Source organism: Catenibacterium mitsuokai, from assembly GCF_025148785.1.
Taxonomy (GTDB): domain Bacteria; phylum Bacillota_I; class Bacilli_A; order Erysipelotrichales; family Coprobacillaceae; genus Catenibacterium; species Catenibacterium mitsuoka.
In genome coordinates, this window is the sequence record NZ_CP102271.1 from 1481444 (window position 1) to 1507206 (window position 25763).

Annotated in this window: 26 protein-coding genes, 1 pseudogene and 2 other annotated features; all 27 genes and pseudogenes read right to left on the minus strand. The window is 34.7% G+C overall.

Annotated elements, in window-relative coordinates:
- Window positions 1–24 precede the first annotated feature (24 nt).
- Window positions 25–645, minus strand: coding sequence for an RNA-guided endonuclease InsQ/TnpB family protein (locus tag NQ499_RS07570; RefSeq protein WP_202898355.1), 621 nt, complete (start codon window positions 643–645; stop codon window positions 25–27).
- Window positions 584–1127 (minus strand): annotated as a pseudogene (locus NQ499_RS07575) (recombinase family protein). The gene NQ499_RS07570 and the pseudogene NQ499_RS07575 overlap by 62 nt, the downstream one beginning before the upstream one ends.
- A 183-nt stretch (window positions 1128–1310) precedes the next feature.
- Window positions 1311–1748: a transposase gene (locus NQ499_RS07580; protein ID WP_006504344.1), complete on the minus strand. Its 438-nt coding sequence runs from the start codon at window positions 1746–1748 to the stop codon at window positions 1311–1313.
- Between the two features lie 47 nt (window positions 1749–1795).
- Entirely contained in the window at window positions 1796–1957 is a 162-nt protein-coding gene (locus tag NQ499_RS07585) for a hypothetical protein (protein ID WP_202898352.1), read from the minus strand.
- A gap of 66 nt (window positions 1958–2023) precedes the next feature.
- The gene (locus tag NQ499_RS07590) at window positions 2024–2176 is read right to left on the minus strand and encodes a hypothetical protein (RefSeq protein ID WP_006504346.1); all 153 of its coding nucleotides are present in this window, start codon (window positions 2174–2176) and stop codon (window positions 2024–2026) included.
- An 88-nt stretch (window positions 2177–2264) separates the two neighbouring features.
- Window positions 2265–4889 carry a valine--tRNA ligase gene (locus NQ499_RS07595; RefSeq protein ID WP_006504347.1) on the minus strand — a complete coding sequence of 875 codons (2625 nt, stop codon included), beginning with the start codon at window positions 4887–4889 and terminating at the stop codon, window positions 2265–2267.
- Entirely contained in the window at window positions 4867–5502 is a 636-nt protein-coding gene (locus tag NQ499_RS07600) for a hypothetical protein (protein ID WP_006504348.1), read from the minus strand. Before NQ499_RS07600 ends, NQ499_RS07595 begins: the two co-directional genes overlap by 23 nt.
- Before the next feature lie 32 nt (window positions 5503–5534).
- Window positions 5535–5736, minus strand: a binding site (T-box leader).
- Window positions 5737–5772: 36 nt separating this feature from the next.
- Entirely contained in the window at window positions 5773–6075 is a 303-nt protein-coding gene (locus NQ499_RS07605; protein ID WP_040389536.1) for a PTS sugar transporter subunit IIB, read from the minus strand.
- A 75-nt stretch (window positions 6076–6150) separates the two neighbouring features.
- Window positions 6151–6744 carry a ribosome biogenesis GTP-binding protein YihA/YsxC gene (yihA, locus tag NQ499_RS07610; RefSeq protein ID WP_006504350.1) on the minus strand — a complete coding sequence of 198 codons (594 nt, stop codon included), beginning with the start codon at window positions 6742–6744 and terminating at the stop codon, window positions 6151–6153.
- A gap of 1 nt (window position 6745) precedes the next feature.
- Window positions 6746–9070 carry an endopeptidase La gene (gene lon, locus NQ499_RS07615; protein ID WP_006504351.1) on the minus strand — a complete coding sequence of 775 codons (2325 nt, stop codon included), beginning with the start codon at window positions 9068–9070 and terminating at the stop codon, window positions 6746–6748.
- 44 nt (window positions 9071–9114) lie between these two features.
- Window positions 9115–10395 carry a trigger factor gene (tig, locus tag NQ499_RS07620; protein WP_006504352.1) on the minus strand — a complete coding sequence of 427 codons (1281 nt, stop codon included), beginning with the start codon at window positions 10393–10395 and terminating at the stop codon, window positions 9115–9117.
- A 64-nt stretch (window positions 10396–10459) separates the two neighbouring features.
- Entirely contained in the window at window positions 10460–11383 is a 924-nt protein-coding gene (locus NQ499_RS07625) for a hypothetical protein (RefSeq protein ID WP_040389537.1), read from the minus strand.
- Between the two features lie 87 nt (window positions 11384–11470).
- Complete coding sequence (locus NQ499_RS07630; RefSeq protein ID WP_006504354.1) at window positions 11471–12589, minus strand: 6-phosphofructokinase; 1119 nt, start codon at window positions 12587–12589, stop codon at window positions 11471–11473.
- A gap of 103 nt (window positions 12590–12692) precedes the next feature.
- Window positions 12693–13256, minus strand: coding sequence for a Maf family protein (locus tag NQ499_RS07635; protein ID WP_006504355.1), 564 nt, complete (start codon window positions 13254–13256; stop codon window positions 12693–12695).
- Window positions 13256–15394, minus strand: coding sequence for a polyribonucleotide nucleotidyltransferase (pnp, locus tag NQ499_RS07640; RefSeq protein ID WP_006504356.1), 2139 nt, complete (start codon window positions 15392–15394; stop codon window positions 13256–13258). The genes NQ499_RS07635 and pnp overlap by 1 nt, the downstream gene beginning before the upstream one ends.
- Window positions 15395–15495: 101 nt before the next feature.
- The gene (gene rpsO / locus NQ499_RS07645; RefSeq protein WP_006504357.1) at window positions 15496–15762 is read right to left on the minus strand and encodes a 30S ribosomal protein S15; all 267 of its coding nucleotides are present in this window, start codon (window positions 15760–15762) and stop codon (window positions 15496–15498) included.
- Between the two features lie 83 nt (window positions 15763–15845).
- Window positions 15846–16775, minus strand: coding sequence for a riboflavin biosynthesis protein RibF (gene ribF, locus NQ499_RS07650; RefSeq protein ID WP_006504358.1), 930 nt, complete (start codon window positions 16773–16775; stop codon window positions 15846–15848).
- Window positions 16775–17608: a tRNA pseudouridine(55) synthase TruB gene (gene truB / locus NQ499_RS07655; RefSeq protein ID WP_006504359.1), complete on the minus strand. Its 834-nt coding sequence runs from the start codon at window positions 17606–17608 to the stop codon at window positions 16775–16777. The genes ribF and truB overlap by 1 nt, the downstream gene beginning before the upstream one ends.
- A 40-nt stretch (window positions 17609–17648) precedes the next feature.
- Window positions 17649–18875 carry a tyrosine--tRNA ligase gene (gene tyrS, locus NQ499_RS07660; RefSeq protein WP_006504360.1) on the minus strand — a complete coding sequence of 409 codons (1227 nt, stop codon included), beginning with the start codon at window positions 18873–18875 and terminating at the stop codon, window positions 17649–17651.
- Between the two features lie 32 nt (window positions 18876–18907).
- Window positions 18908–19106, minus strand: a binding site (T-box leader).
- Between the two features lie 32 nt (window positions 19107–19138).
- Window positions 19139–20704: a ClC family H(+)/Cl(-) exchange transporter gene (locus NQ499_RS07665; protein ID WP_006504361.1), complete on the minus strand. Its 1566-nt coding sequence runs from the start codon at window positions 20702–20704 to the stop codon at window positions 19139–19141.
- Window positions 20705–20792: 88 nt separating this feature from the next.
- Window positions 20793–21797, minus strand: coding sequence for a LacI family DNA-binding transcriptional regulator (locus tag NQ499_RS07670; RefSeq protein WP_006504362.1), 1005 nt, complete (start codon window positions 21795–21797; stop codon window positions 20793–20795).
- Between the two features lies 1 nt (window position 21798).
- Entirely contained in the window at window positions 21799–22278 is a 480-nt protein-coding gene (locus NQ499_RS07675; RefSeq protein ID WP_006504363.1) for a YtxH domain-containing protein, read from the minus strand.
- Between the two features lie 11 nt (window positions 22279–22289).
- The gene (locus NQ499_RS07680; RefSeq protein WP_040389538.1) at window positions 22290–22586 is read right to left on the minus strand and encodes a DUF948 domain-containing protein; all 297 of its coding nucleotides are present in this window, start codon (window positions 22584–22586) and stop codon (window positions 22290–22292) included.
- Window positions 22587–22597: 11 nt separating this feature from the next.
- On the minus strand, window positions 22598–23908 hold the full coding sequence (locus NQ499_RS07685; protein WP_006504365.1) for a UDP-N-acetylmuramate--L-alanine ligase: 1311 nt from the start codon (window positions 23906–23908) through the stop codon (window positions 22598–22600).
- Between the two features lie 78 nt (window positions 23909–23986).
- A complete protein-coding gene (locus NQ499_RS07690) occupies window positions 23987–24613 on the minus strand; it encodes a DUF4261 domain-containing protein (protein ID WP_006504366.1) in 627 nt (208 codons plus the stop codon).
- 2 nt (window positions 24614–24615) lie between these two features.
- Window positions 24616–25275: an HAD family hydrolase gene (locus NQ499_RS07695; protein WP_006504367.1), complete on the minus strand. Its 660-nt coding sequence runs from the start codon at window positions 25273–25275 to the stop codon at window positions 24616–24618.
- Window positions 25265–25753, minus strand: a complete 489-nt coding sequence (locus NQ499_RS07700) for a hypothetical protein (protein ID WP_006504368.1) — start codon at window positions 25751–25753, stop codon at window positions 25265–25267. Before NQ499_RS07700 ends, NQ499_RS07695 begins: the two co-directional genes overlap by 11 nt.
- Window positions 25754–25763 lie beyond the last annotated feature (10 nt).

A 25763-nucleotide genomic window follows, 5' to 3' on the forward strand; every position in this document is an offset into this window, starting at 1 on the left:
AATTCTGCAGAATTATGGATGTTCTTATAAGTTTTTTCCATTAGAGGCACTCACAAAATCCTTTATTCCAAGGTCAATGCCAATTCCTTTACTGGAATTATTGGCTGTCCTTCTATCTGGGATTTCTATAAGAACTGATACATAGTATCTGTCAGCTTTTATTGAGACATGACCGCTTTTAATTACGTATCCATCCTTTGTTGTGGGAATATATCCTTTCTCTTTGATACGGACCCAACCAAGTGACGGAATCTTGATTCTGTGTCTTTCGCAAAGGCAATCTTTTGCGTTATTCCTTACAAAATACATTTTCACATCAGATCTGCCTTTCTTTTTAAAATTTGGAAAGCCGCTTTCATGATTCAAGAATCTTTTAAGTGCGATCTGTGCGTTATTTACTGCTTGTGTTACCGATTTAGAATAAGATTCCTTGATCCAGGAATATTCTGGATGGCTCGGAAGATACTCATTGTTAAGCCATACTCTAAACTGGCTGCTGCTCATATACTTTTTGCCACTTTCATGAAGCTCCTTATTATGAGCAAGGTAGAAGTTATAGATAAATCTGCAAGTACCTATTGTTTTACGAATTTTGACTTTCTGCTCTTCTGTCGGATTTATTTCCGTCTTGAAGCTCTTCAGCAATTTTCTCATCCCTTTCTATAATTAAGAAGCCCATACAGTCTGCAGGAGAACATATGAAGTATTGACACAATATCCTGCACAAGTTCTTCATTGTTTACTACCACTATGGTTGTATTAAACTTCTTACAGATTTTTTTTAAAACAGACATAACCAAACCTGATAAATCTATCTTTTTGGATTTCTATTATGTTTTTTGATTTTTTGTTCCATGACTTCATCTAATAATTCGTTCCACTTTTTACGGTTTTAATTAATACCCTTTCCATAATCTTCAATACACTGGTCTACAATAATTCCTCTTGCATTACAAAAATGTCTTAAAAAATACAACTTAATTTAGTAAATACTGATCATATGTGGAATAACGCCTATTAGCTGGAGTTCAGTTTGCCTTTAAAGTTCCTTCTCTATCTCAACGTTATAATATCTTATCAGATACGCCTAAAAGTTCAGCAAAATCTTTTGGTTTATAATTTGTGATATTTGATGTGTTTTTTTAACGCTCTTCTTTGAGAAGAATTTGAACACATTCAATCACAATGGTCAATATATTCGAACACTTATATTTTTCTCCTCCCTAAGTGATTAACAATTTCTTCTGGATTACTAAACACGTTGCACTCAACTGATTAATATATCATATAAGCTATAAATATGAACTTCTTTACTGCAATCTCAGCATAATTCCATAGACTCTACATTTTACCTTTAGTTTCTTTTTGAATTCAACATTCTTTCTAGATATAGTTGTATTATTAGCTGTCTTCAATTCCTCTACTACAACACATCTTGGGCATCTTTTCACTATTTCCCATATACACTTATTAATATAATCAGAGTAGATATTATCAATCTTATTGAGGATCTTTTGTATCTTTGCTTGATTCTTTTTACTGTTATTTGAATTTTCTTCCTTTCTTGAAAGACTAATTTTTTCTTTAATCAAGCGTCTTTCTAAATACTTAATTTTTTCTATTTTATCCGTTCTTTGCGCGATTGCCCCATTAATTGTAAATGCAAATTTATTTAAATCTAGTCTAACCCTTAATTCATTACAATGATACTGTATTGAACTATCTTCTCTCATAAATGTATTCAACATATTTCACCTTCCTTACAAATAAGGGTGCAATTCGCACCCTTCTCTTCCTAATTTCCCCATTCTAATGTAATAAGACGACCTAATCTGAGACGACCTTTAGCTGATCTAAGCAATTTTAATCCTGCAATACCTAGAAGTGCATATACTATATAAGTTAACGCACTTCCACCACTGATCTGCTCCTGTCTTTCTACGGATAACTCGTACATATTTACTCCTTTCTGCTCCCTCATTATATCTATACGCTATATATCACCAATTTACTCAAAATTTTTTTATTTCATCATAATTATACGACCAAATCTAAGATACCCACGTGATGCTCTTAATAGCTTAACTCCTGCAATACCTAAAAGTGCATATACTATATAAGTCAATGCACTTCCACCATTGATTTGCTCTTGTTTTTCTCTAGATAACTCGTACATATTTACTCCTCTCTGCTCCCTCTACTTTATCTATACTTGATAAAATCAACAATTACTAAAAAAATCCCCAAATAAATGGGGATTTTAATTAATTCATCTTTGCAAGTTTTTCTTTTGCTGCAGCATATTTAGAACGATAATCTTCAAGTTTTGCTTTTTCTGCTTCAACTTTTGCAGCAGGTGCTTTAGATGTGAAATTAGGATTAGATAACATACCTTCACCACGCTTGATTTCACCTTCAAGCTTCTTGATTTCCTTTTCAACCTTTGCTTTTTCTGCTTCCATATCAATATACTGACCTAAGTCAATATTAAGTGTATTACCACCCTTGATAACTTCAGTTGCATTATTCTTGCTAGTTGGTACATTATATCCAACACAAGTTGCATTGACTAATTTGCTGACATAAGGTGCAATTTCCTTTAATAATGCTTCAAGATCATCCTGCTTAGTAGTAATTGTATAATCTACTTCAATGCTGTTCTTGATTACATAAGTATGTCTGATTTCTCTTACACCCTTGATAATATCAATTAAGTAAGCAAACTGATCATTAATTGTATCATTATCGTATTCTGGATTTACTTCTGGCCACTTAGAAATAACGATAGATTCTTCGTTATGTGGAATAGCCTGATAGATTTCTTCAGTTACGAATGGCATGATTGGATGTAATAATCTAACAATAGTATTTAACACATATACTAATGTATTTAATGCAGATTTCTTAGCAACTTCATCATCACCAGTTAAATGAAGTTTAGATAATTCGATATACCATGAGCAGAAATCATCCCAGATAAATCGATATAATTCAGTTCCAACATTAATAAATTCAAATTTATCCATGTTTTCATCAACATTTCTAATTACTTCATTTAATCTATTTAAGATCCACTTATCGGCTAAGTTAAGTGTTGCATAATCTAATTCTTCTAACTGCTGATCTTCATCAATGTTCATCAATACATAACGTGCACTGTTCCAGATCTTATTAATGAAGTTCCAAGTAGATTTTAATTTAGCTGGTACATAACGCATATCAGCTCCTGGTGAAGAGTTATTTAATAAGAACCATCTTAATGAATCAGCTCCATATTCATCAATAACATCCATTGGGTCAACACCATTGCCTAAAGACTTAGACATCTTACGACCCTGTTCATCTCTAATTAAGCCATGAATTAAAACATTCTTGAAAGGTCTTCTACCAGTAAATTCAATAGACTGGAACATCATACGACTTACCCAGAAGAAGATAATGTCATAACCTGTTACTAATGTATCAGTTGGGAAGTATCTCTTAAACATTGGATCTTCTGTATTAGGCCAGCCCATAGTTGAGAATGGCCATAAAGCACTTGAGAACCATGTATCAAGAACATCTTCATCCTGAGTCCAATTTTCAATATCTTCAGGTGCTTCTCTTCCTACATATAACTCACCTGTTTCATTATTGTACCATGCAGGAATACGATGTCCCCACCATACCTGACGTGAAATACACCAGTCTTCAATGTTATTCATCCAGTTAGAGAATGTCTTTTCAAATCTTTCTGGTACGAAATCCACTCTATCATCTGTTTCCTGATTCTTTAGTGCATTTTCAGCTAATGGCTTCATCTTTACAAACCACTGCTTAGATAAGTAAGGTTCTACAATCGCATGAGAACGTTCTGAATGACCGACTGAATGGACAATAGTTTCAATATGATCAACAACACCAGCTTCTTCAAAATCCTTTAATAAAGCTTCACGGCATTCAAAACGGTCCATCCCTTTATATTTGCCAGCTAAATCATTCATAGTACCATCTTCATTCATACACTTAGGCATTGGAAGATTATACTTCTTAGCAAGCTGGAAGTCATTTGGGTCATGTGCTGGTGTACATTTCATAACAGCCGTACCAAAATCAAGATCAATATAACTATCAGCCATGATTGGTAACTCATCACCGTTGGCAGGGTTAATAGCCTTCATTCCAACATATTTCTTATATCTTTCGTCATCAGGATGAACAAAAATTGCCTGGTCAGCAAACATTGTTTCTGGACGTGTAGTGGCAATCACTAAAATATCATCTGAGCCAACGATATGATAATTAAAGTAATACATATGACCTTCAATATCTTCGTGATATACTTCGATATTTGATAATGCAGTTCTTTGTACTGGGTCCCAGTTGATGATCTTTTCACCCTGGTAGATTAATCCCTTTTCATATAATCTAACAAATACTTCTCTAACAGCATCTGATAAACCTTCATCAAAAGTAAATCTTTCCTTTGAATAATCAAGTGATAATCCTAATTTAGCCCACTGTGCACGAATGATATCTGCATATTCTTCTTTCCATTCCCAGATCTTATCAACAAGCTTTTCTCTTCCTAGATCATAACGAGAAATACCCTGTTCTCTAAGTCTTGCTTCTACCTTAGCCTGAGTTGCAAGTCCAGCATGGTCCATACCTGGTAACCATAATGCGTCATAACCCTGCATTCTCTTATAACGGATAATCATATCCTGCATAGTTGTATCCCAAGCATGACCTAAATGTAATTTACCAGTTACATTTGGTGGAGGAATAACAATACTATAAGGCTTCTTTGTTAAATCTCCAGCTTTAAAATATTCCTTGTCTAACCACTGCTGATATTTACCTTTTTCTACAGCTAAATGGTCATATTTAGTCGGTAACTCTTTCTTCATTCTGTTCATCCCCCTCGATAAATGATTCTTTATGTTCTCTAATATATTTAGTTAGTTTAGGCATGAAATCTGTACCTGCAATCATAGTGATATATTCATGCGTGAAATCTGAGAAATTATAAGAAGAATAATCACCCATATCTTCGTCTTCTTCACCATTTTCCATGATTTCATTTAATCTCTTTGCACTCTTTACTAATTCAGCAATCTGTGGTTCACGTAAATTATTGAAATAAGTTTCTAATTCATCCGCATATACTGAATAAGCAGGTGTTTCAAAAAAAGAACGAATTGTTTTAGTAGTACTTACACACTCATTTAACTGACTGATACCATAGACAGTTCTTTCTTCCATATTTAACTTATCTAGGAAGTTTTCGTCTTCGTCTTCTAAATCTCCAATGCGTGCAACAATGAGATTCACTAAATCTTGATCACTGCAGGCATCAAACTTTTCCGATGTAAAATGCTTGTTTTCTTCTTTAAAGTCTGCAAAACGTAACGCTTCCTCCATCTGTTTCTCTTTAATGGATCTTCTCTTTTTATAATAGAAATAACCTAGTGTTAATATAAATAGAGTAAAAACCACTAATATCGGTGTTCTGTATTCCATAGTTCCTCCTTAAAAATAAAAAAGAGCATGTGCATAAGGACGACTGTATCGTGGTACCACCTTATTTCACATACTCTGTATGTCTCTTTACTTTAACGCAGTATTACGTATCTGGCTACTTCATTCACCAAATATGCTCCAAGGCTACCTTCCAGTCTTCACTCTCCTCTTTCACACCAACCAAGAGGTCTCTTTAAGAAGAATAACTGTACTCCTCCTCTTCAACGCTTGCTATTATTCTACCAAAGGCATAGTCCAAAGTCAATGAACTTATTTACCTAGATATTCTAAAGCCTGTTCAAGTACTGATTCACCATTCATCATACCGTAGTCCTTCATACCAATCATATAAACTGGAATAGAACCAACAGTTTCCTGAATTTCATCCTTTGCATAGCGAACCTGTGGGCCTAGAAATATAATATCAGCCTCTACATCCTTTAAATCTGTATTTTCAGCATTCACTGCCCAGATTTCAGCTTCTACGCTCTTTTTAGCTGCTGCTCTTTTCATCTTTTCTACAAGCAAGCTTGTACTCATCCCTGATGCACAGCATAATAAAATCTTAATCATCAAAAAACTCCCTTCTTGCGACACATTATATACTAAAATAAGGCATTTGTGAAGAAAGAAAAAAAGAGAGATTTATCATCTCTCTTCGCATAGTTCTAAGATACAATCCCAGACTTCTCTGACGCCTTTTTTCTTTAAACTAGAAAAACGTACAAAGTGGTCATTCGGATCAAAATCCAATGTTTCTTTAATAAGCTTCTCATTCTTGACAAGTTCATTACGTTTAAGCTTATCTTCTTTCGTTGCGACAACAATAACTGGAATAGCAAAATGCTTCGCATAGTCATACATTGTCACATCATCATCTTTTGGTTTATGACGATAATCCACAATAAGAATCATCGCTTTAAGATTCTTTCTATTACGTAAGTAATTGTCAATCATTTCTGAGAACTGCTCTAACATCTTCTTTGGCACTTTCGCATAGCCATATCCTGGCACATCGACAAGTCTTAATTCATCATTAATATTGAAGAAATTAAGAGTACGCGTCTTACCAGGAGTTGAACTCACTTTCGCAAGCCCCTGTACATTGGTTACTGTATTAATAAAACTTGACTTTCCTACATTTGAACGTCCAGCCATGACTACTTCAGGTAATGATTCATCCGGCCACTGACTTGTCCAGGCTGCACATAACATGAATTCGGCTTTTTTAATCGTATACATACTACTTTACCAATGCATTTTCTAAAACAGTATCAATATGATCTGCTGTGATAATAGTTAAATCTTTTCTTACTGATTCTGGAATATCGTCAATATCCTTAGCATTATCCTTAGGAATAATGATTGTATGAATACCAGAACGATGAGCGGAAATTGATTTTTCTTTTAAGCCACCAATTGGTAATACATTACCAGTTAATGTCACTTCACCTGTCATTGCGACATCATCGCGTACAGGTTTTTGTGTAAAGGCTGAATAAATAGCCGTTGTTAAAGTGACACCAGCACTTGGTCCATCCTTCTTCACTGCACCTTCAGGTACATGAATATGAATATCCTGCTTATCAAAATCAATATCCTTCAAGCTATACTTATCAGCATGGGCCTTAAGATAGTCTAATGCAATTGATGCAGATTCCTTCATAACATCACCCAGCTGACCAGTCACGATAAATTTACCGCTACCTTTAAAGTGATTTACTTCAATTGGAAGAATATCGCCACCAAACTGAGTCCATGCTAAACCAGTCACAACACCTACCTGAGGCTTTGGCTGTTTCTTTGTATGATCAAATGGTGCTTTACCTAATAATTCTTCTAAATCTTCAACTTCTACAACAACATGATCCGTTGTCTTTTTAAGAATCTTTAATACTGATTTTCTACAGATAGCCGCAATCAATCTTTCTAACTGACGGACACCCGCTTCACGTGTATAGTGTCTAATTATATACATGATAGCTTCATCAGTAATAGTTAACTGTTCATCAGTTAAGCCATGATTCTTGAGTTCTTTCTTAATCAAATGATCTTTCGCAATCATCTGTTTTTCTTGTTCAGTATATGAAGATAATTCAATGATTTCTAATCTATCACGTAACGGTTCAGGAATACCTCCTAAATCATTTGCAGTCGCAATAAATAAAACCTGTGATAAATCATATGGTTCTTCAATATAGTTATCTGAGAACATAGAATTCTGTTCAGGGTCTAATACTTCAAGCATCGCACTTGTAGGATCACCCTTATAATCACTTGCCATCTTATCAATTTCATCAAGTAAGAAGACAGGATTCATGACACCAGCTTTTTTCATACCCTGAATAATTCTACCTGGCATTGAACCTAAATAAGTTCTACGATGTCCTCTGATTTCTGATTCATCAGTAACACCACCTAAAGAAATCTTCACAAATTTACGATCTAATGCACGTGCAATAGATTTAGAAATAGAAGTCTTACCAACACCTGGTGGGCCTACTAAACAGATAATAGGTGCCTTTAAAGACTGGGTCATCTGTTTTACAGCAAGTTGTTCTACAATTCTTTCTTTAGGTTTCTTTAAACCAAAATGGTCTTCATCAAGGATCTGTTCTACCTTAGTTATATCCTGATTATCTTCAGTCATTTCAAACCAAGGAAGTTTAGTCATCCAATCAAGATATGTACGAACAACATTGGCTTCAGGTGAAGTAGAAGGCATCATTTCATAACGTGCTAACTCTTCAGTCAACTTATCTTTAACATTCTGTGGATAAGGATTATCTTTGATCATAGAACGGAATCTCTCAACTTCATCCATACCATTAGGTGTATCACCTAATTCTTCTTTAATCGCTTTAAGCTTTTCTCTTAAATAGAATTCTTTCTGGTTTTCATCAATACTCTTCTTTACACGATTATTGATAGAATTTTCAATTTCATTTATTGCCTTTTCTTTCTGCATACATGCAAGAACTAATAAAAGACGCTTATTTACATCAGGCTCGGCAAGAATCTTTTCTCTTTCAACAAGTTCAGAGTTAATATAATGACCGATAGTATCAGCAAGTTCACTTGCTGATAAGCCGTTAGTAATATTTGAAATCAATTCTCTAGGTAATAGCTGACTTGCCCCATTCATCGATTGCATTTGTTCAGTAATTCTACGTACTAAAGCAATTTCTTCATTTTGATCACCATGGATATCTTCTAAATAGCGTACCTTTGCATAATAGCATTCACCTTCAGTATAAAGTGATTCTAATTCAACACGCTTTTCACCTACTACAGTAAGCTTGATAGTACCATGATTATCTTTTTTAATACGTTTTGTAATTTTACAAAGTGTGGCATGGTGGTAAACCATGTCAAAATTGATTTCTTCTTCTAAAGGATGGATCTGTGACACTAATACAATATTAGAATCATGCTGACTAACAGATAGATCCATTGCATTTAAGGAAAATGTACGTCCTACATCTAAAGACAATTCATGTCCTGGAAATACAAGCATACCGCGCGTACAAATAACAGGAAGATCAACTGTCACATTTAAATTTTCCATAACCTATTTCTCCTTTCTTAGAAAAAATAAGACGCGTAGGCGTCTTATTTCACATTATCTTTAATTAACTGAAGAGCCTTTCTGTGAGTTAAATCACCCTTTAATACATGTTCCTGACCACCAAGAACCTTCTTAACTTCTTCAAGTGGCATGTTGTAGTATGTAGCGATTTCTTTCATTTCATCTTCCATTTCTGCATCAGTCACTTCAATGTTTTCAGCCTTAACGATCTTATCAAGGATTAAGTTTAACTTAACTCTTTCTTCAGCCTGATCCTTAACATCAGCCTTGATATCATCCATTGTCTTACCAGTCATCTTAGTGTATAATTCAATGTTTAATCCCTGCTGAGATAAGTTCTGGTTGATTTCGTTAATGATGTTCATAACTTCGCTATCAACCATTGCATCTGGTACATCGATTGTATTGTTAGCAACAACAGCCTTAATTACTTCTTCATTGAACTTGTTTTCAGCTTCAGCCTTCTTCATAGTTCTGATCTGATCTTTGATCTTTTCCTGTAACTGTTCTAATGTTTCAACACCTTCGATGTTAACATCTTTTGCTAATTCATCATCAATTTCAGGTAAAACCTTTGCTTTGATTTCATGAACTTTAACCTTGAATACTACTTCAGCACCTGCTAAATCAGCTGCATGATATTCTTTAGGGAAAGTTAAGTTGATTTCTTTTTCTTCACCAGCAGTCATACCAACTAGACCTTCTTCAAATCCAGGGATGAATGAGTGAGAACCGATTTCAAGTGAATAGTTTTCTGCTTTTCCGCCTTCAAAAGCAACACCATCTTTGAAACCTTCATAATCGATAACAGCTGTATCGCCTTCTTCAACTGTTCCTTCTTCTTTAACTACTAATTCAGCGAACTGCTTCTGGTAGTCATTTAATCTTTCTTCAACATCTTTCTTAGTTACTCTTACCTGAGTCTTCTTAACTTCTAATCCTTTGTATTCACCTAATTCGAATTCAGGTTTAACTGGACAAGTGAAAGTTACTTCTAATTCAGTTTCAGTAGACTTAACAACGTTTGCAGTTGGCTGAGCAACTGGAGTTACATTGTTGTCAACGAAGATCTTAGCATAGTTTTCGCTTAAGATTTCTTCAACAGCCTGTTCTCTTAATGCCTTAGCACCAATCTTAGCTTTGATTAAATTCTTTGGAGCATGTCCCTTTCTGAAACCATCTAACTTAACTGAACCAGCTAACTTATTTAAAGCCTTTTCCTGAGCTGCTGCCCATTCTTCTGTATCGAAAACGGCTTTGATTTCAACCATTGATTTCTCAAGTTTTTTAACTTCTGTATTCATTTCTTAATCTCCTTTACTATTTGCAATTGCTATTATACATGAAAGATTCATGCAATGCAACAATTTAACACTCTAATTGTTCGAGTGCTAATATTTCTTTTTCCACATCTGATAAATCGCAATTGTAATCAATTTCTATATCAGATGGATCGACTGGCATATTCTGTAAAGTCGCAACATAATAATGTATAGTTGCTGCAACTAGGTCACAGTCTTCTGGCATAATATCTTTAGGATAGAGAGTATAAAGATAATATTCCAAATAATCGAGACATTGTGAGAGAAGCGTAGGATTATCATCTTCTAATACTCTTGAAAGAGATTTACCAATCAATGTGTAACATTCTCTTTCTAATACCAAAGGACTATAAGAGCCATTAAAATAATATGTTTCATCACCTTTTACAACAGTGAATTCTTCATCAACCCGCTGATCAATCAGAATTTCCATAATAAGTGTCTTCGCAAAAGATGACTTATGAGGATTTTCTAAGAATCTTCCTACTTCGGGCATGATCATACGGATATTTAACTGCTGTAATTGATCAAGTGCCATATAAATTAAATCATCATTCACTTCATCTCTATCAAGCAGACGACCAATTTCCTGTGCAGACATAATGGTACTCTTGTTTTCTAGCTGGTAATTCTTTTCCTGCTTCATAAGAATAATTTCATCATAAACTGCATTGAATAAGTTTTCATACTGCTGAGGGATATAAGGCATTGATAATTCTTCAATAAGAATATTAATTGCCTGTTCATATTCTTCAAGTTCTTTTAAAGCATTTAAATATAAAGCAGTCACTTCATAATAAGTGTTATTGGCCTGCATTTTTGCAACGGCCCCTTCCTGCATACATCTTTGATAATCTTCTAATGCATTCAAGCATACAAGACGATAATATCTAGTCATCTCGTCATCCATATCTGTCAAACGACTTAATGCGACTTGATACTGGCCTTCTTCAATAAGTTCTTCTATCATTTTTGCCTCCTTGAGTTTCCATTTTATCAAAATTAGACTATCTGTCAACAACTAAAAAACCTTACAAAATGTAAGGTTCTTGTCTTATTATTCGTCACCAAATGATACGCCCATAGCCTTAGCAGCCTGAACAAGATCTCCATTAGGATCAACAAGCTTCTGCTTACCAAATTTCGCATCACCGATTACTTCTTCAAGTGAAGTATATTCCATGTTGCCACCCTTTAATGATACAACATTTCCAAATAAACCCTCATCAATCATAGCACATGCCTTATTACCAAATCTGATAGATAGAATTCTATCATATGCATCAATATCACCACCACGGATGATATGACCCGGATTGACAGAACGTACTTCATGATTAGGAATGACCTTTTCTAGATCATCAGCCACCTTTGCAGCAAGTCCAGAATAGCGAATTGGATCTGGTGAATCTTCTACAATCTTACCAATTGATTTTGTACCATCTGCATACTTAGCTCCTTCAGCCACCGCAATAACAGTATATGGAAGACCTGCTTCATCACGTTTCTTAACTGCTTTCGCAATGTTTTCAATAGTAAATGGAATTTCAGGAATCAATACAACACCTGCGTTACCCGCAAGACCTGCATATAATGAAATCCATCCTGCTTCTCTTCCCATTAATTCACAGCAGATAACACGATGATGTGATTTTGCAGTTGTCTGAAGACGATCTATGAATTCAGTACCAACACTCATCGCACTGATGAAACCATATGTTAAATCTGTAGAAGTTAAATCATTATCCATAGTCTTTGGTACACCAATGACATTGACACCTTTTCTACTGAAATCTCTAGCACTTGTCAATGTACCATCGCCACCTAATACAACTAATACATCAACACCATCTTTCTTAAGATTTTCTACACCTACATCACTGACGTCTTTTCTTACTTTTCCACCATTTCCATCATCTACAAGATAATCGAATAGGTTATCCTTATTAGAACTATAAAGAATAGTTCCGCCTTCCTTATATATATCCTCTACCTTGTCTACTGTTAATTCTACATAATTATTATTATATAATCCACGATAACCATATACAAAGCCAATAACTTCCCAATTATATTTTTCAATCGCAATCTTAGTGATTGTTCTGATTACCGCATTTAAGCCTGGACAATCTCCTCCGCCAGATAATAGCGCAATTTTTTTAACTTTTGAATTCATGATATTTCCTCCTTATGTAAATCCCACTCTCTATTATAAATTAAACTGTTAGCGTTTTCAATATAAATATGAAGCGCTTACATGCAAGTATAAAAAAAGAAGCCTATAATGGCTTCTCGTTCATTGTTTCAATGACTTCTATTACATGCTTTACTGGGAGCCCAATGACATTATCAATATCTCCCTGCACTTCTTCAATGAATTTTCCTGCAACACCCTGAATCGCATAAGCGCCAGCTTTACCCTTCCATTCATCAATAGAAAGATAATCATCAATCATATCACTGATATTCTTAAATGTAACTTTTGTTTCATCTACAAATGTACAAACCTGATCTTTATAGAACACAGCCACTGATGTAAACACACTATGTGTATCATTACTTAATGATTTAAGAATTTCTCTTGCTTCATGAGCACTGTGAGCTTTACCAATAATCTTTCCATTATGATAGATTGTTGTATCCGCACTGATTACAACATCATCAGGATATTTCTCATGAATAGAAATACCTTTATCATATGCGAGTTTCTTAAGTCTTTCTTCTATTTCTAGAGAAGAATCAAGATATTCAGTAATAGAAGAGGCATCGATAATAAAATCAATGCCTTCTCTTTCAAGCAGTTCTTTTCGTCTAGGAGAAGTACTTGCAAGAATAACTTTCATTATTTCTTTTCCTCAGCAGGTGCATCATGTTTAACGATTGGTTTTGGTAATAATGCTTTTCTAGAAACATTTACACCCTTATCAGTAATCTGAGTTACTTTAACCTTTACTGTATCGCCAAGCTTGATTACATCGCTGACTTTATTTGTTCTATCCCAAGCAACATCTTTTACATGTAAGAATCCATTTGTACCAGGGAATAATTCAATAAATGCATACTTTTCTTCAACTCTTACAGCCTTACCATCGAAGATTTCGCCTACTTCAACTTTTCTAGTTAAATCCTTGATCATACCCATTGCATGGTCAATAGCTTCCTGAGAGTAATGATAGATAGTAACGTTACCTTCATCATCAATATCAATCTTAACATTATCACTTTCTGCAATAATCTTATTGATCATATCTCCACCCTTACCGATTACATCTTTAATCTGTTCAGGTTCAATCTTCATCATAGCAACCTTAGGAGCATATGGGCTTAAGTGATCTCTAGGTTCACTAATTGCTGACATCATGCAGTCCATGATCTGTCCTCTTGCAACCTTTGCCTGAGCTAATGCTTCCTGTAGGATTTCTTTAGTAATACCATCAATCTTGATATCCATCTGTAATGCACAGATACCGTTCTTTGTACCTGCAACCTTGAAGTCCATATCACCAAGATGGTCTTCCATACCCTGGATATCAGTTAAGATTGTATAGTTTTCGCCTTTTTTAACAAGACCCATAGCGACACCAGCCACTGGATTACTAATTGGAACACCAGCAGCCATTAAAGCCATAGTTGATGCACAAATAGAAGCCTGTGAAGAAGAACCGTTAGATTCTAATACTTCAGCAACAACTCTGATTGTATATGGGAATTCTGTTTCAGAAGGAATAACCTGTCTTAAGGCTCTTTCACCTAAAGCACCATGACCAATTTCTCTTCTACCTGGAGAACCCATTCTTCCTGTTTCACCTACACAATATGGTGGGAAGTTATAGTGATGCATGAAACGTTTCTGATCTTCCATTCCAAGACCATCAATCTTCTGTACTTCACCTAATGCACCAAGTGTGCAGGCAGATAATACCTGAGTTTCACCACGAGTGAACATAGCAGAACCATGTACACGTGGTAATAAATCTACCTGTGCGTCTAGTGGACGTACTTCATCTACTTTACGACCATCAGGTCTTACTTTTTCTTCAGTAATAAGACGTCTTACTTCTTCTTTTTCAAGATCACCAAGAACCATCTTAACCTGTTTAATAGTCTTATCGTGTTCTTCAACAGTTGCATATTCTTTTTCTTCAAAAGATTCTACAACCTTAGCATCTAATTCATCAATAGCAGCATATCTTTCAAGCTTACCAGGAATAGAAATGGCTTTGATCATTTCTTCCTTAGCCATTGCTTCTACGCTAGACACAATGTTTTCATCTAATGCGAATAGTGGAACATCAATCTTTTCCTTACCAACAGCTTCTACAATCTGTTCCTGGAAAGCGATTAATTCCTTAATCTTTTCATGACCGAACATCAATGCATTTAACATTGTTTCTTCGTCAACTTCTTTTGCATCAGCTTCAACCATGTTAATAGCATCCTTTGTACCTGCTACTTCAAGATTGATTTCACTTCTAGCCATATCTTCAGGTCCTGCGTTGACAGTAAATTCACCATCAATTAAACCTACGTTAACACCTGCAATTGGACCATTGAATGGAATATCAGAAATACATAATGCAATTGATGCACCAAGCATTGCTGCCATTTCTGGAGTTGCTTCCTGATCAACTGATAGTACAGTATTAACAACCTGTACTTCATTTCTGAAACCATCTGCGAATAATGGACGAATAGGTCTGTCAATCATTCTTGCAGTTAATGTACCATGTTCACTTGGACGGCCTTCACGTTTTAAGAATCCACCTGGAATCTTACCTACAGAATATAGTTTTTCTTCATAAGTTACTGTTAATGGGAAGAAATCTACATCTTTTGGTTCTTTCCCAGCACATGCTGTAGAAAGAACGACTGTATCATCATATCTTACTAAACAAGAGCCGTTTGCCTGTTTAGCCATTTCACCGACTTCAACCTGGATTTTCTTACCATAGAAATCCATACTAAAAATTTGTTTTGCCATAAATTCACCTCATATTCCTAAAAATTATATCATAAATCAACTATTACACAAACAATTATTTGATAGAGACATGAAAAAAAGCCCCATAGGGCTTTTGTTTCTTATCTTCTTAATCCTAACTTATCAGTTAAAGCTGTATATCTGTCAAGATCTTCACTCTTAAGATACTTTAATAAGTCTCTTCTCTTACCGATCTTCTTTAAAAGACCTCTGTTAGAATGATTATCCTTTGGATGCTGTTTGAAGTGACCGTTTAACTTGTTGATATCAGCAGTTAATAATGCGATCTGAACTTCTGGAGAACCAGTATCCTTTTCTACGCGACCATATTCAGCCATGATCTTAGCTTTTTCTTCTTTAGTTAACATTATGTTTTCCTCCTAAATTATATTCTTCGCAATATCCAAGCTAGATGTAAGAGGTACAAATATCCTAGACATTGTTGCAAGGCTTATTTTACACTATTTTGATATAAAGTCAAATACTTTTTCATGACTTGACTTAAGTATTTCTTATCTTCTGTTAATTGTGTTTTTAGTCCTTCTAATCCATTAAAAACAGTTTCTTCACGCTTATATAAATAAAAAGTAACCTCTACTTCTTTACCATACACATCTTCATTAAAATCAAAGACGTTGACTTCTAAGGAAAGACGACTAATATCATTGAATGTAGGATTCATACCAATATTCGCCATGCCTATATAATAACGATGATTGATTTCTACAATTGTGCCATATACCCCTCTTTTAGGTAAGTATTTCATACCATAATCAATATTCAATGTAGGAAACCCAATCAAGCGTCCTCTTTGTTTACCATGAATGACTGTTCCCTTTACTTGATAAGGTCTATCAAGCAAAGTATTGACTTCTGCAATCATTCCCTGATCCATCAGTTTCTTAATAAGAGTTGAGGATACTTTTTCCGTTTCATTATACATAACAGCATCTTTCACAATAAGATCAAATGACTGTTTTTTCAGATCTTCTATATTACCGCTGTTATGATCACCAAAATGGAAATCATAACCACATACAAGTCTTTTCAAAGGAAGCTTATTTAAATATTCATCAATAAATGCCTGTGGACTTAATGCTGCTACTTCCTTAGTAAAATGAATAACAAGGAGATAATCAATCCCCATTTTTTCTAGAAGTTCTTTTTTCTCTTCTAGAGTGATAATTGATTGTCTCTTTTCACCCTTTAAGACACATAAAGGATGCACATCAAAGCTCATGACAGCTGTTTTTGTTTCTCCTTTATATTTCAATACTTCATTAATCAAAGACATATGACCAAGATGTAAACCATCAAAAAAGCCAATTGCAAGAGAAAGAGGTTCTTTTAAATTCGCCTCTTCCATTTTTATGACCTTCATTAGAAAAGCCCCCTCAAGCTCTTTAAAGCGCCTTTACCATCTGGGCCATATATTGCAAGTAACTTACCTTCCTTTGAATAAACAGCTACATTATGATCTATGTCACTCTTGATTTTCTGACCAGTCATGACAATTCTTTCATCTGCGACAATAGAATCATAATAAGAGAATACTTCTTCTAACGGAATCACTGGTCCATTGTTTTCTTCAAGTTCTTCTAATGTCACTGCCTGATCAATAGTGAAATGCCCTGACTGATTTCTTACTAATGCCGTCATATGGGCAGGATAGCCTAAGGCCTTCCCAATATCTACACATAAAGAACGGATATATGTTCCTTTAGAGCACTTAACATCTATAGTTATTTCATCATCATGTGCATTGACTAAATCAAGTTTATAAATAGCTATTGGTCTTTCTGGAACTTCTACTTCTATACCTTCTCTGGCATATTCATAGAGCTTCTTACCATTAATTTTAATAGCTGAATACATCGGAGGCTTCTGCATAGAATCTCCTTTAAAAGAAGATAGTACTTCATCTAGATGATCATAACCAGTAAAAGGCTTAGTTTCTAGAACCTTACCCTCAGAGTCATATGTATCTGTCGCACTGCCAAGTTTAAGGGTCGCACGATATTCTTTTTCTTCACTCATTAAAAACTGCATTGCTTTAGTGGCTTTATTAATACCAACAACTAAAACACCCGTCGCCATAGGGTCTAGTGTGCCACAATGTCCTACTTTTTTAGTATGCATAATACGTCTCACGCGATTAACGACATCATGACTTGTCATACCCTGTGGTTTATTAATTAAAATAATACCATCCATCTACTCACATCCTTCCTAAAAAAAGCAGACTATTGTCTGCTTAGATATGATTAATAACGAAGTACTTCTTCTTACCTCTTCTAATAACAGTCACCTTGCCACCAAAAGCATTATCTTTTGATACAACAAACTTTTCATCAGTGACCTTTTCACCATTTACAAGAACACTTCCACCTTTTACGAACTGTCTTGCTTCACGATTACTAGAAGCGGCACCTGCTTTTACTAATACATTTAAAATCTGTTCATCTTCAGTGACATCAATACTTGGCACGCCATTGAAGCACTGTTTTACCTGTTCATAAGTCATGCTCTTGATATCACCACTGAACAATTTTTCAGAAATATTGACAGCTTCTTCATAAGCATCTGCACCATGAATGAAAGTAATAACTTCTTTCGCAAGTGCTTTATGTGCTTTTCTTAAGTGTGGTTCATTCTTATTTGATTCTTCTAATGCTTCAATTTCTTCTTTAGATAAGAAAGTAAGGTATTTTAAGTAATCGATAACCTTGCTGTCTTCACTATTAATGAAGAACTGATACATTTCATATGGTGAAGTCTTTTCTCTGTCTAACCAGATTGCATTTCCTTCTGATTTACCAAACTTAGTACCATCACTCTTAGTAAGTAAAGGCATAGTGAATCCATATGCTTCATCACCAGTCTTCTTTCTAATTAATTCAATACCTGCAGTGATATTACCCCACTGGTCCTGACCAGCAACCTGTAAATCACAGCCCTTGTTTTCATGTAGGTAATAGAAGTCCATTGCCTGCATAATCATATAAGAGAATTCAGTGAAAGTGATTCCTTCATCTAATCTTCTTTTGATAATATCCTTAGATAACATGTAGTTGATATTAAAATATTTACCATAATCTCTTAACCAGTCAATGAAATTTATATCCTTAGACCAATCCAAGTTATTAACTACTTCAAAACCGAATAAGTCTTCAGCCTGTTTCTTTAAGCAGTCAAAGTTATGCTGTACCTGTTCTTTTGTGATCATTGGTCTTTCAGTTGTTGGCTTTGGATCCCCAATCTGTCCAGTTGCACCACCGACCAAAAGAATTGGGTGATGACCTGCATCCTTTAATCTCTTAGACATTAAGAAAGATGAGAAATGTCCAATATGTAAAGAATCCCCAGTTGGGTCAGTACCAATATAGAATGTCATTCCTCCTGCATTTAATTTGTCTTTTAAGTCTTCAGAACTTACATCTTTAATGAGGCCACGCCACACTAATTCATCATAAAATGTCATAATTTCCTCCTATAATATAAAAGAGAATCCATCCAAAGGACGAATTCTCGCGTTACCACCTTTATTCATGTCATAGACATGCTCTCTTGTTGATAACGGTGCACTCACCGTCTAGACTTTGCATCTAGAAGCTCCAAAGTGTATTCATTCATACTGCTGCTCTTATTTTCACCAGCCATAAGTTCTCTAAACCAGCGCATATGAATTACTTGTCTTCTTCATCACAATTAAAAGTCTACATGAATTCATGATGTTTGTCAATATCAGCTTGTAAAGACACTTTCCAACATCAGCTTCGTTTCATCAAGATGGAATGCATCAACTAACACAATAACACGGTCTCCTGAAATAAGCTTTGTATCCCCTTTTGGAATGATTTCTTCTCCACCACGAATAACGGAAACAATCAAGCTACGACGTGGTAGCTGTAAATCCTTAATATAGTGATCACAGGCATTTGAACCAAAGCCAACTGTATAGCCAATGAGTTCCTTACTATCCGCATATTCATCCATAGAATGATAAGGCTGATTGTTTAAAAGATTTGTTAAAAGACTTTCATAAATTGGTTCACTATGTAAAAGATTGGCGACATAATAAGAAACAAATGAAACAAGTGCAATTGGTAGGAGCATCTTTAAAGTTCCACTCATTTCAGCTATTAATACAATACCAGTAATCGGTGCTCTTACAATGGCACTAAAGTAAGCAGCCATTGCCATAATAATGAAGTTCATAAAATACTCAGAAGGAACGCCACACATAATAGCAACCTTACCTACACTTGCACCAATGAGACTTCCAAGAATGAGTAATGGGAAGAAGATTCCCCCAGCCGCACCTGAACCAAATGAAACACACGAAATCAATAATTTTAATATAAATAATAAGACAAGAGTAGATAAAACAAGATTTGGTTCATTGAGATATTCTACAAGTTTATGTCCTCCACCCATGACAAGTGGACAATAAAATCCTAAAATTCCAGATAACACCAAAGGTATAATGACTCTTTGATGTTTTTTCAAGGATGGTGTTTTCTTATAAAGTTTAATAGTTCCCATTGTAACCTTATTATAGAAAGCACCTAATACACCAGCGACAATACCAAGAATAATAACCCAGATATAGTTCTTCAAAGGGAATGTTTCTTTAATTGAGAAAGCTAAAGTAGGTGATAAACCAAAGATATTTCTACTTAAGAAATCCGCAGTAATAGATGCAATCATCACAGAAACAAGTGCACTTGTAGAGAAGTTCTTATGAACTTCTTCCAAAGCAAACATGATACCTGCAAGAGGTGCATTGAATGCAGCCGATAAGCCAGCTGCGGCACCTGCTGTCATTAAATAACGTTCTTCCGTTTTTACACGTTTTCCTTTTTTCGCAAGAGCTTTACCAATCATACCACCAAGCTGGATACTTGGACCTTCTCTCCCTAATGATAAGCCGCCTACAAGTGCAAGTGCACCTGCACAGAATTTCGCAAGTAAGACTCTCCACCAGCATTCATCAATACGTCCCTGTACTTCTGCTTCTAGCTGTGGAATACCAGAGCCTCCAATCATAGGTTCCCACTTTAAAAAGATTGAAATAATAAGACCTAATACAATAAGGCCAATGATCCACAAAGGCCAATAAGACACGTTATGTGCAACAAAGTCCCTTATAGTAAAATAAATAGATTCTGCATTTGATAAAACAAGACGATAAACGATGCAGACAGCACCTGACACGATACCAACAAGTAAACCTTCATAAGCCAAGCGCTTATTGAGTTTACTTCTTTCTCGTAATACATTTGCAGTATCAGACTGATTTTTAAGCATATATAATCCTCCCAGTAATTATATTGACCGATACTATTTTAGCACAATCTAAACCAGTAAAAAAGGATGCCTCAGCATCCTTCTTTCGTTATTTAGTTGTATCACGCTTAATGAATGCATAGTGCATTGGTACTTCTGCTTCATCAATTTCTTCATGATTTAAAATCTTTGTAAGAAGTCTGATTGCGATAGCACCCATATCATATACAGGTACATGAATAGTAGTAAGAGGTGGACGACAAATAGTAGCATAACTTGTATCCATCATACCAACAACCTGCATATCTTCAGGTACATTGATACCATGATCAATTGCTGCATTGACAACAGCGACTGCTTCCTTGTCATAGCCTGTTAAAACAACATCATGCTTATGAGTATCAAAATATTCCTTTAATTGAGGATAACTTTCTTCATAATGGTTAGAAACATCCACAATATAATCTTCAGGAAGTGTTTCACCACTATCTTTAAATGCTTCTTCAATACCCTTCGCAAAATCATTTAAGTCAACTAGGTTTTGAGTCGCTCTTACAAAGCAGATATCTTTTTTGCCCTGTTCAATGAATTGTTTTGTCATATCATAAGCGATGCTCTTTGCGTCAACATATACAGAACAGATATCTTCATCAGAAATCTTATATCCAACAACAACTGCAGGAATACGGTATTTTTTAATGAGATCAATTTCTTTATCAATACAGTTATTATTGAATAATACTACACCATCAGCACGTGACTTAATAACCTTTTCAATAACTTCTTCAATAGGGTTACCTAAACCAAGTTCATCAGTTGTATACATAATGATATTGAAGTCTAAAGTACGTCCAGTATCTCCAATACCACCAATCATATCTTTTACATGTCCAAATAGTGACTGTGGGAATACAACTGCAATAGTTGTAGTTTTACTAGTTGCAAGACCTCTTGCAATCTGATTAGGCTTAAAATCGAGTCTTTTAATTGTTTCAAGTACACGTTCTCTAGTTGCAGGCTTTACAACATTTGAACCATTAATTACTCTTGAAACTGTTGCAAGTGAAACATCAGCTGCTTCTGCAACATCATAGATTGTTACTTTCTTCTTCATACTAGTCCTTAATTTCCTCGATCATTTCATCTAGCTGTTTTTCAACATCATCAATTTGCTGATCAATCACATCTTCATCAATCATGGCAGCCTTATCATTAATCATTGTTTTCACTTCATCGATTTTCTGATTCACACGTCCAGTTACTTCTACAACTGAACCTTTCACCTTATCAAATTTTTCACTAGATTTTACTTTTTCTGCTAAAATTTCTAACTTTTTCTGTACTTCATCTACTTTTTCTTTAGTAGTTTCTTTAAAATCATCAGGATCAAATTCATCTACTGACTTTTTAATATTTTCAATTGTTTCTCCTAATTTAGCTTCAACATCTTCTCTAGTAAGACTTGCTAAATAGTCATAAGTAGATTTTGATTTAGCTTTGATGTCTTCTCTTAATTCGCTACCTTTCTTAGGTGCAAATAATAAACCAGCTAAAACGCCTAATCCTACTCCGAATAATACTTTTCCGAATTTCATAATTATACCTCCTATTTTTTCTTCAAGATATTTTTCAAGCCTAATACCGTTCCTAAAAAACCTGCACCTGATCTCTTCCTATTAAAAATACCGCTTACCACGTTGATTGGTTCATTGAGCTTATCCATTTTATAGTTAATATCATCCACTGTAACATTTACTTTAGAAACTGTTGTTTCTAAATGCTGTGCCAAATGACTGACATCCTTTAAAGTTGTAAGTGCATGGATAAGAAATACTCCTAGAGACACTAATGCAAATACACCAGCGAGCACTAGAATACATAGACAAATTGTTAAGATATCCACGGGATGTCCTCCTATGCCTTTTCTTTTTCCTTAATAACTAAATCTTCTAACTTATAAATATCCTTAGGACTCATAAATAAGAATACTGCATTATCATATTGTGCCAGTTCTTTTGCACCTGCTTCATCTTCAGTGACCACTTTAGAACGAGGTAGGTTCTTAGTAATAACACTGACATCAATATCGATTCCTGGTTCTTTTGGCGCATTTTTAGGGAAATCCACAAAATATGGATGATCAACTGTATCCATGATTCGTGCATAATCCTTCGCAAATCTTAAGCCACGTGAATATCTATCTGGCTGATAAACCGCAACAATCTGCTTACCAGGAAAACGTGTTCTTGTTTCTTCAATTACATATTTAATAGCTGTTGGATGATGTGCATAGTCATCAACATATACGTTATTGCCTACTTCTTTCACTGCATAACGTCTCTTAGTTCCCTTAAATGTACTTAACTGACTCTGCATATAATCAAAGTCCATACCTTCAAGATAACCTAAAGTAATAACACCTAGTGTGTTATAAAGTGTATGCATACCATAGAATGGTAAAGTGAAATGTCCAAAAAGATCACCATAGATATATACATCAAATGAAAGACCTTTTTCATTATTAATTACATTTTTAGCCTGAACATCATTGCCATCTTTTACACCGAATTTTACAACTCTCTTTGTATAATTCAAATGTGGAAGATGTGGATCATCACCCCAGATGACAATAGCCTTTTTAGCCTGGTTGGCATATTTTTCAAAAGACTGTTCATACTGTTCCATTGACTTGAAATAGTCTACATGATCCATTTCAATATTGTTGATATAAGAATAATCTGGATGATACCATAAGAAATGATCTTTATATTCACAGCATTCAGCTATAAAATACTTAGCACCCTTAGTAGCATAGCCAGTACCATCTCCAATTAATACATTTGTCTTATCATAGTCTTTAAACAAATGATAAGCCATACCTGTAGTAGAAGTCTTACCATGTGTACCTGCAATACCGATAGTAATATGATCATCCATAAGCTTAGCTAGGAAATCATAATAGTGGTGAATTGTTACATTAGGATTATCTTCTGCAGCAGCCACTTCTTCATTAGATCGGTCAAATGCATTCCCTACAATAACATCCATACCGTCTTTAATGTTGTCTTTGTTAAATGAATAAATAGGAATATTTCTTTCTCTTAATCCATCTTCAAGAAAGATATACTTATCAATATCACTTCCTGCAACTTCATAACCTAAATCATATAAAATTCTCGCAAGAGAAGCCATTCCTGAACCTTTAATACCTATAAAATAATACATATATTTTGTCACCTCGATAATATATTAACACAAATTAAATAATGATTACATAGATATCACTTAAAAATGAAAGTATTTTCATAAATTGGTAAGAAAAGGATCGTCTATCCTAAAAGTTGGTGTATCAAATATCTCACTTTCACCCAAATGAATAGTCAAAACCTGTTCAATAGTGAGCCCAATAGTTTCACCATCTTTAAATACCACATTGTTCATAATAACATAGAGTGCAGTGTCTTTAATGAAGTCTAATACAGCCATAGGTTCCCCAATAGAAGAAACTTCTATTTCATGATAGCCGAGCTTTTCAAGACCATCTGTATAAGCCCCTACTCCATTTTCTAATGGATATAAACCAAACCAGATGACGTTATAAATAGGAAACATATCCTGATCAATCATCTTGGCCATTGTTTGATAAAAAGATGGTTCATAAATGACATCATTCATATAAACTCCTACAACATTCTCATCAATGTTTGAACATACTTCTTCCACAAATAAAGGACAGTCTGTCTGAATGGTTTCAATTGTCTTATGGATATGAATCATTCCCGTATGGTTTTTAGTACATGCATCTGCTTCTTCCCACATAAAGTTACTTAAAGCTGCATTAAGACGTACTTTGTCATCTAATGGTTGATTAATATAATCACTTGTTTCATTGAATGGTTCTTTTACTAATAAAAATGCTTCTAATTCCATCTTTACTCTCCCTCAAACAATAAGTCTTCTAACTCTTTTACAGACTCAACATAATAAGTACATTTATTCTTGATATCTTCTTTAATTTCCTTGATATCATGAGCCCATCCAGCTCCACATGCATCAATATGCGCATCTCGCGCCATCTGTATACCTGGTAATAAGTCATCTACAAGTAAGACATCTTCTTTATTTAAATGAAGCTCTTTAATAATGCTTTCAACAGGCCAAATAGATGGTTTACGCTTTTCAGGAGGTAATTCCCAGCCATATATAATAGAAGGCTCAGGTAAATTATTATTCTTATAATCACGAATGATTGTATGCTTCATTGAATGAGAAATAACACAGATAGTGCCACCTTCATTCACATAACGCCATAATAAATCATGAATGCCATCAAAACAGACAGGTGCATGACCACGAATATAAGACTGCCAGTTATTTTCTTGAATACGCATTTCTTCTTCACTGAATTTTAGTATATCAAAACATAATGCAGTAAATCCTGGCTTATAATTATACTTAAAATAATCTTCACAAGTCATAGTAACACCAGGACGAAGCTTACTTAATGAATCTAGAAATGCAGGAAAGTTCACTGTACGTGTGCTATCTACAATCGTATCATCATGATCTAGTATTAAACATTTATATTTCATTTGTTTCTCCTTTTTGATATGCAAGACATGTTATTCCTTGCGTATTGACTATTTTCCCACACTTTTTAAATCCACATGATTCTAATAAATTCTGCATAGGAATATTCTTGACTCCTGTATCCATCTTTAAATTAGGAATCTGACTATAAGCCCAGTTCAAGATAAACTTGCAGGCCCCTTTCACAATATGTGCAGAAACAACACGATGTACCACACCATAAGGTGCATTATTGAGCCATTGTCCCTCGATTTCCTTATAATCTTGATCTTCTTCTATCGCATAATAGAAAACAGCCGCAATTTGATTTTCATACATGCATAAATACATCTTATCTATATCTTTAGTAATCAATTCTTTTGAAGGATAACCTACAGGCCACTGATCTTTATTGCCATGATTATCCATAAATATCTTTGCATCTTTATAAAGACTCATTATTTCATCTATATGAGCCCTATCTGCTTTTTTTATTTCCATAGTTAACCCC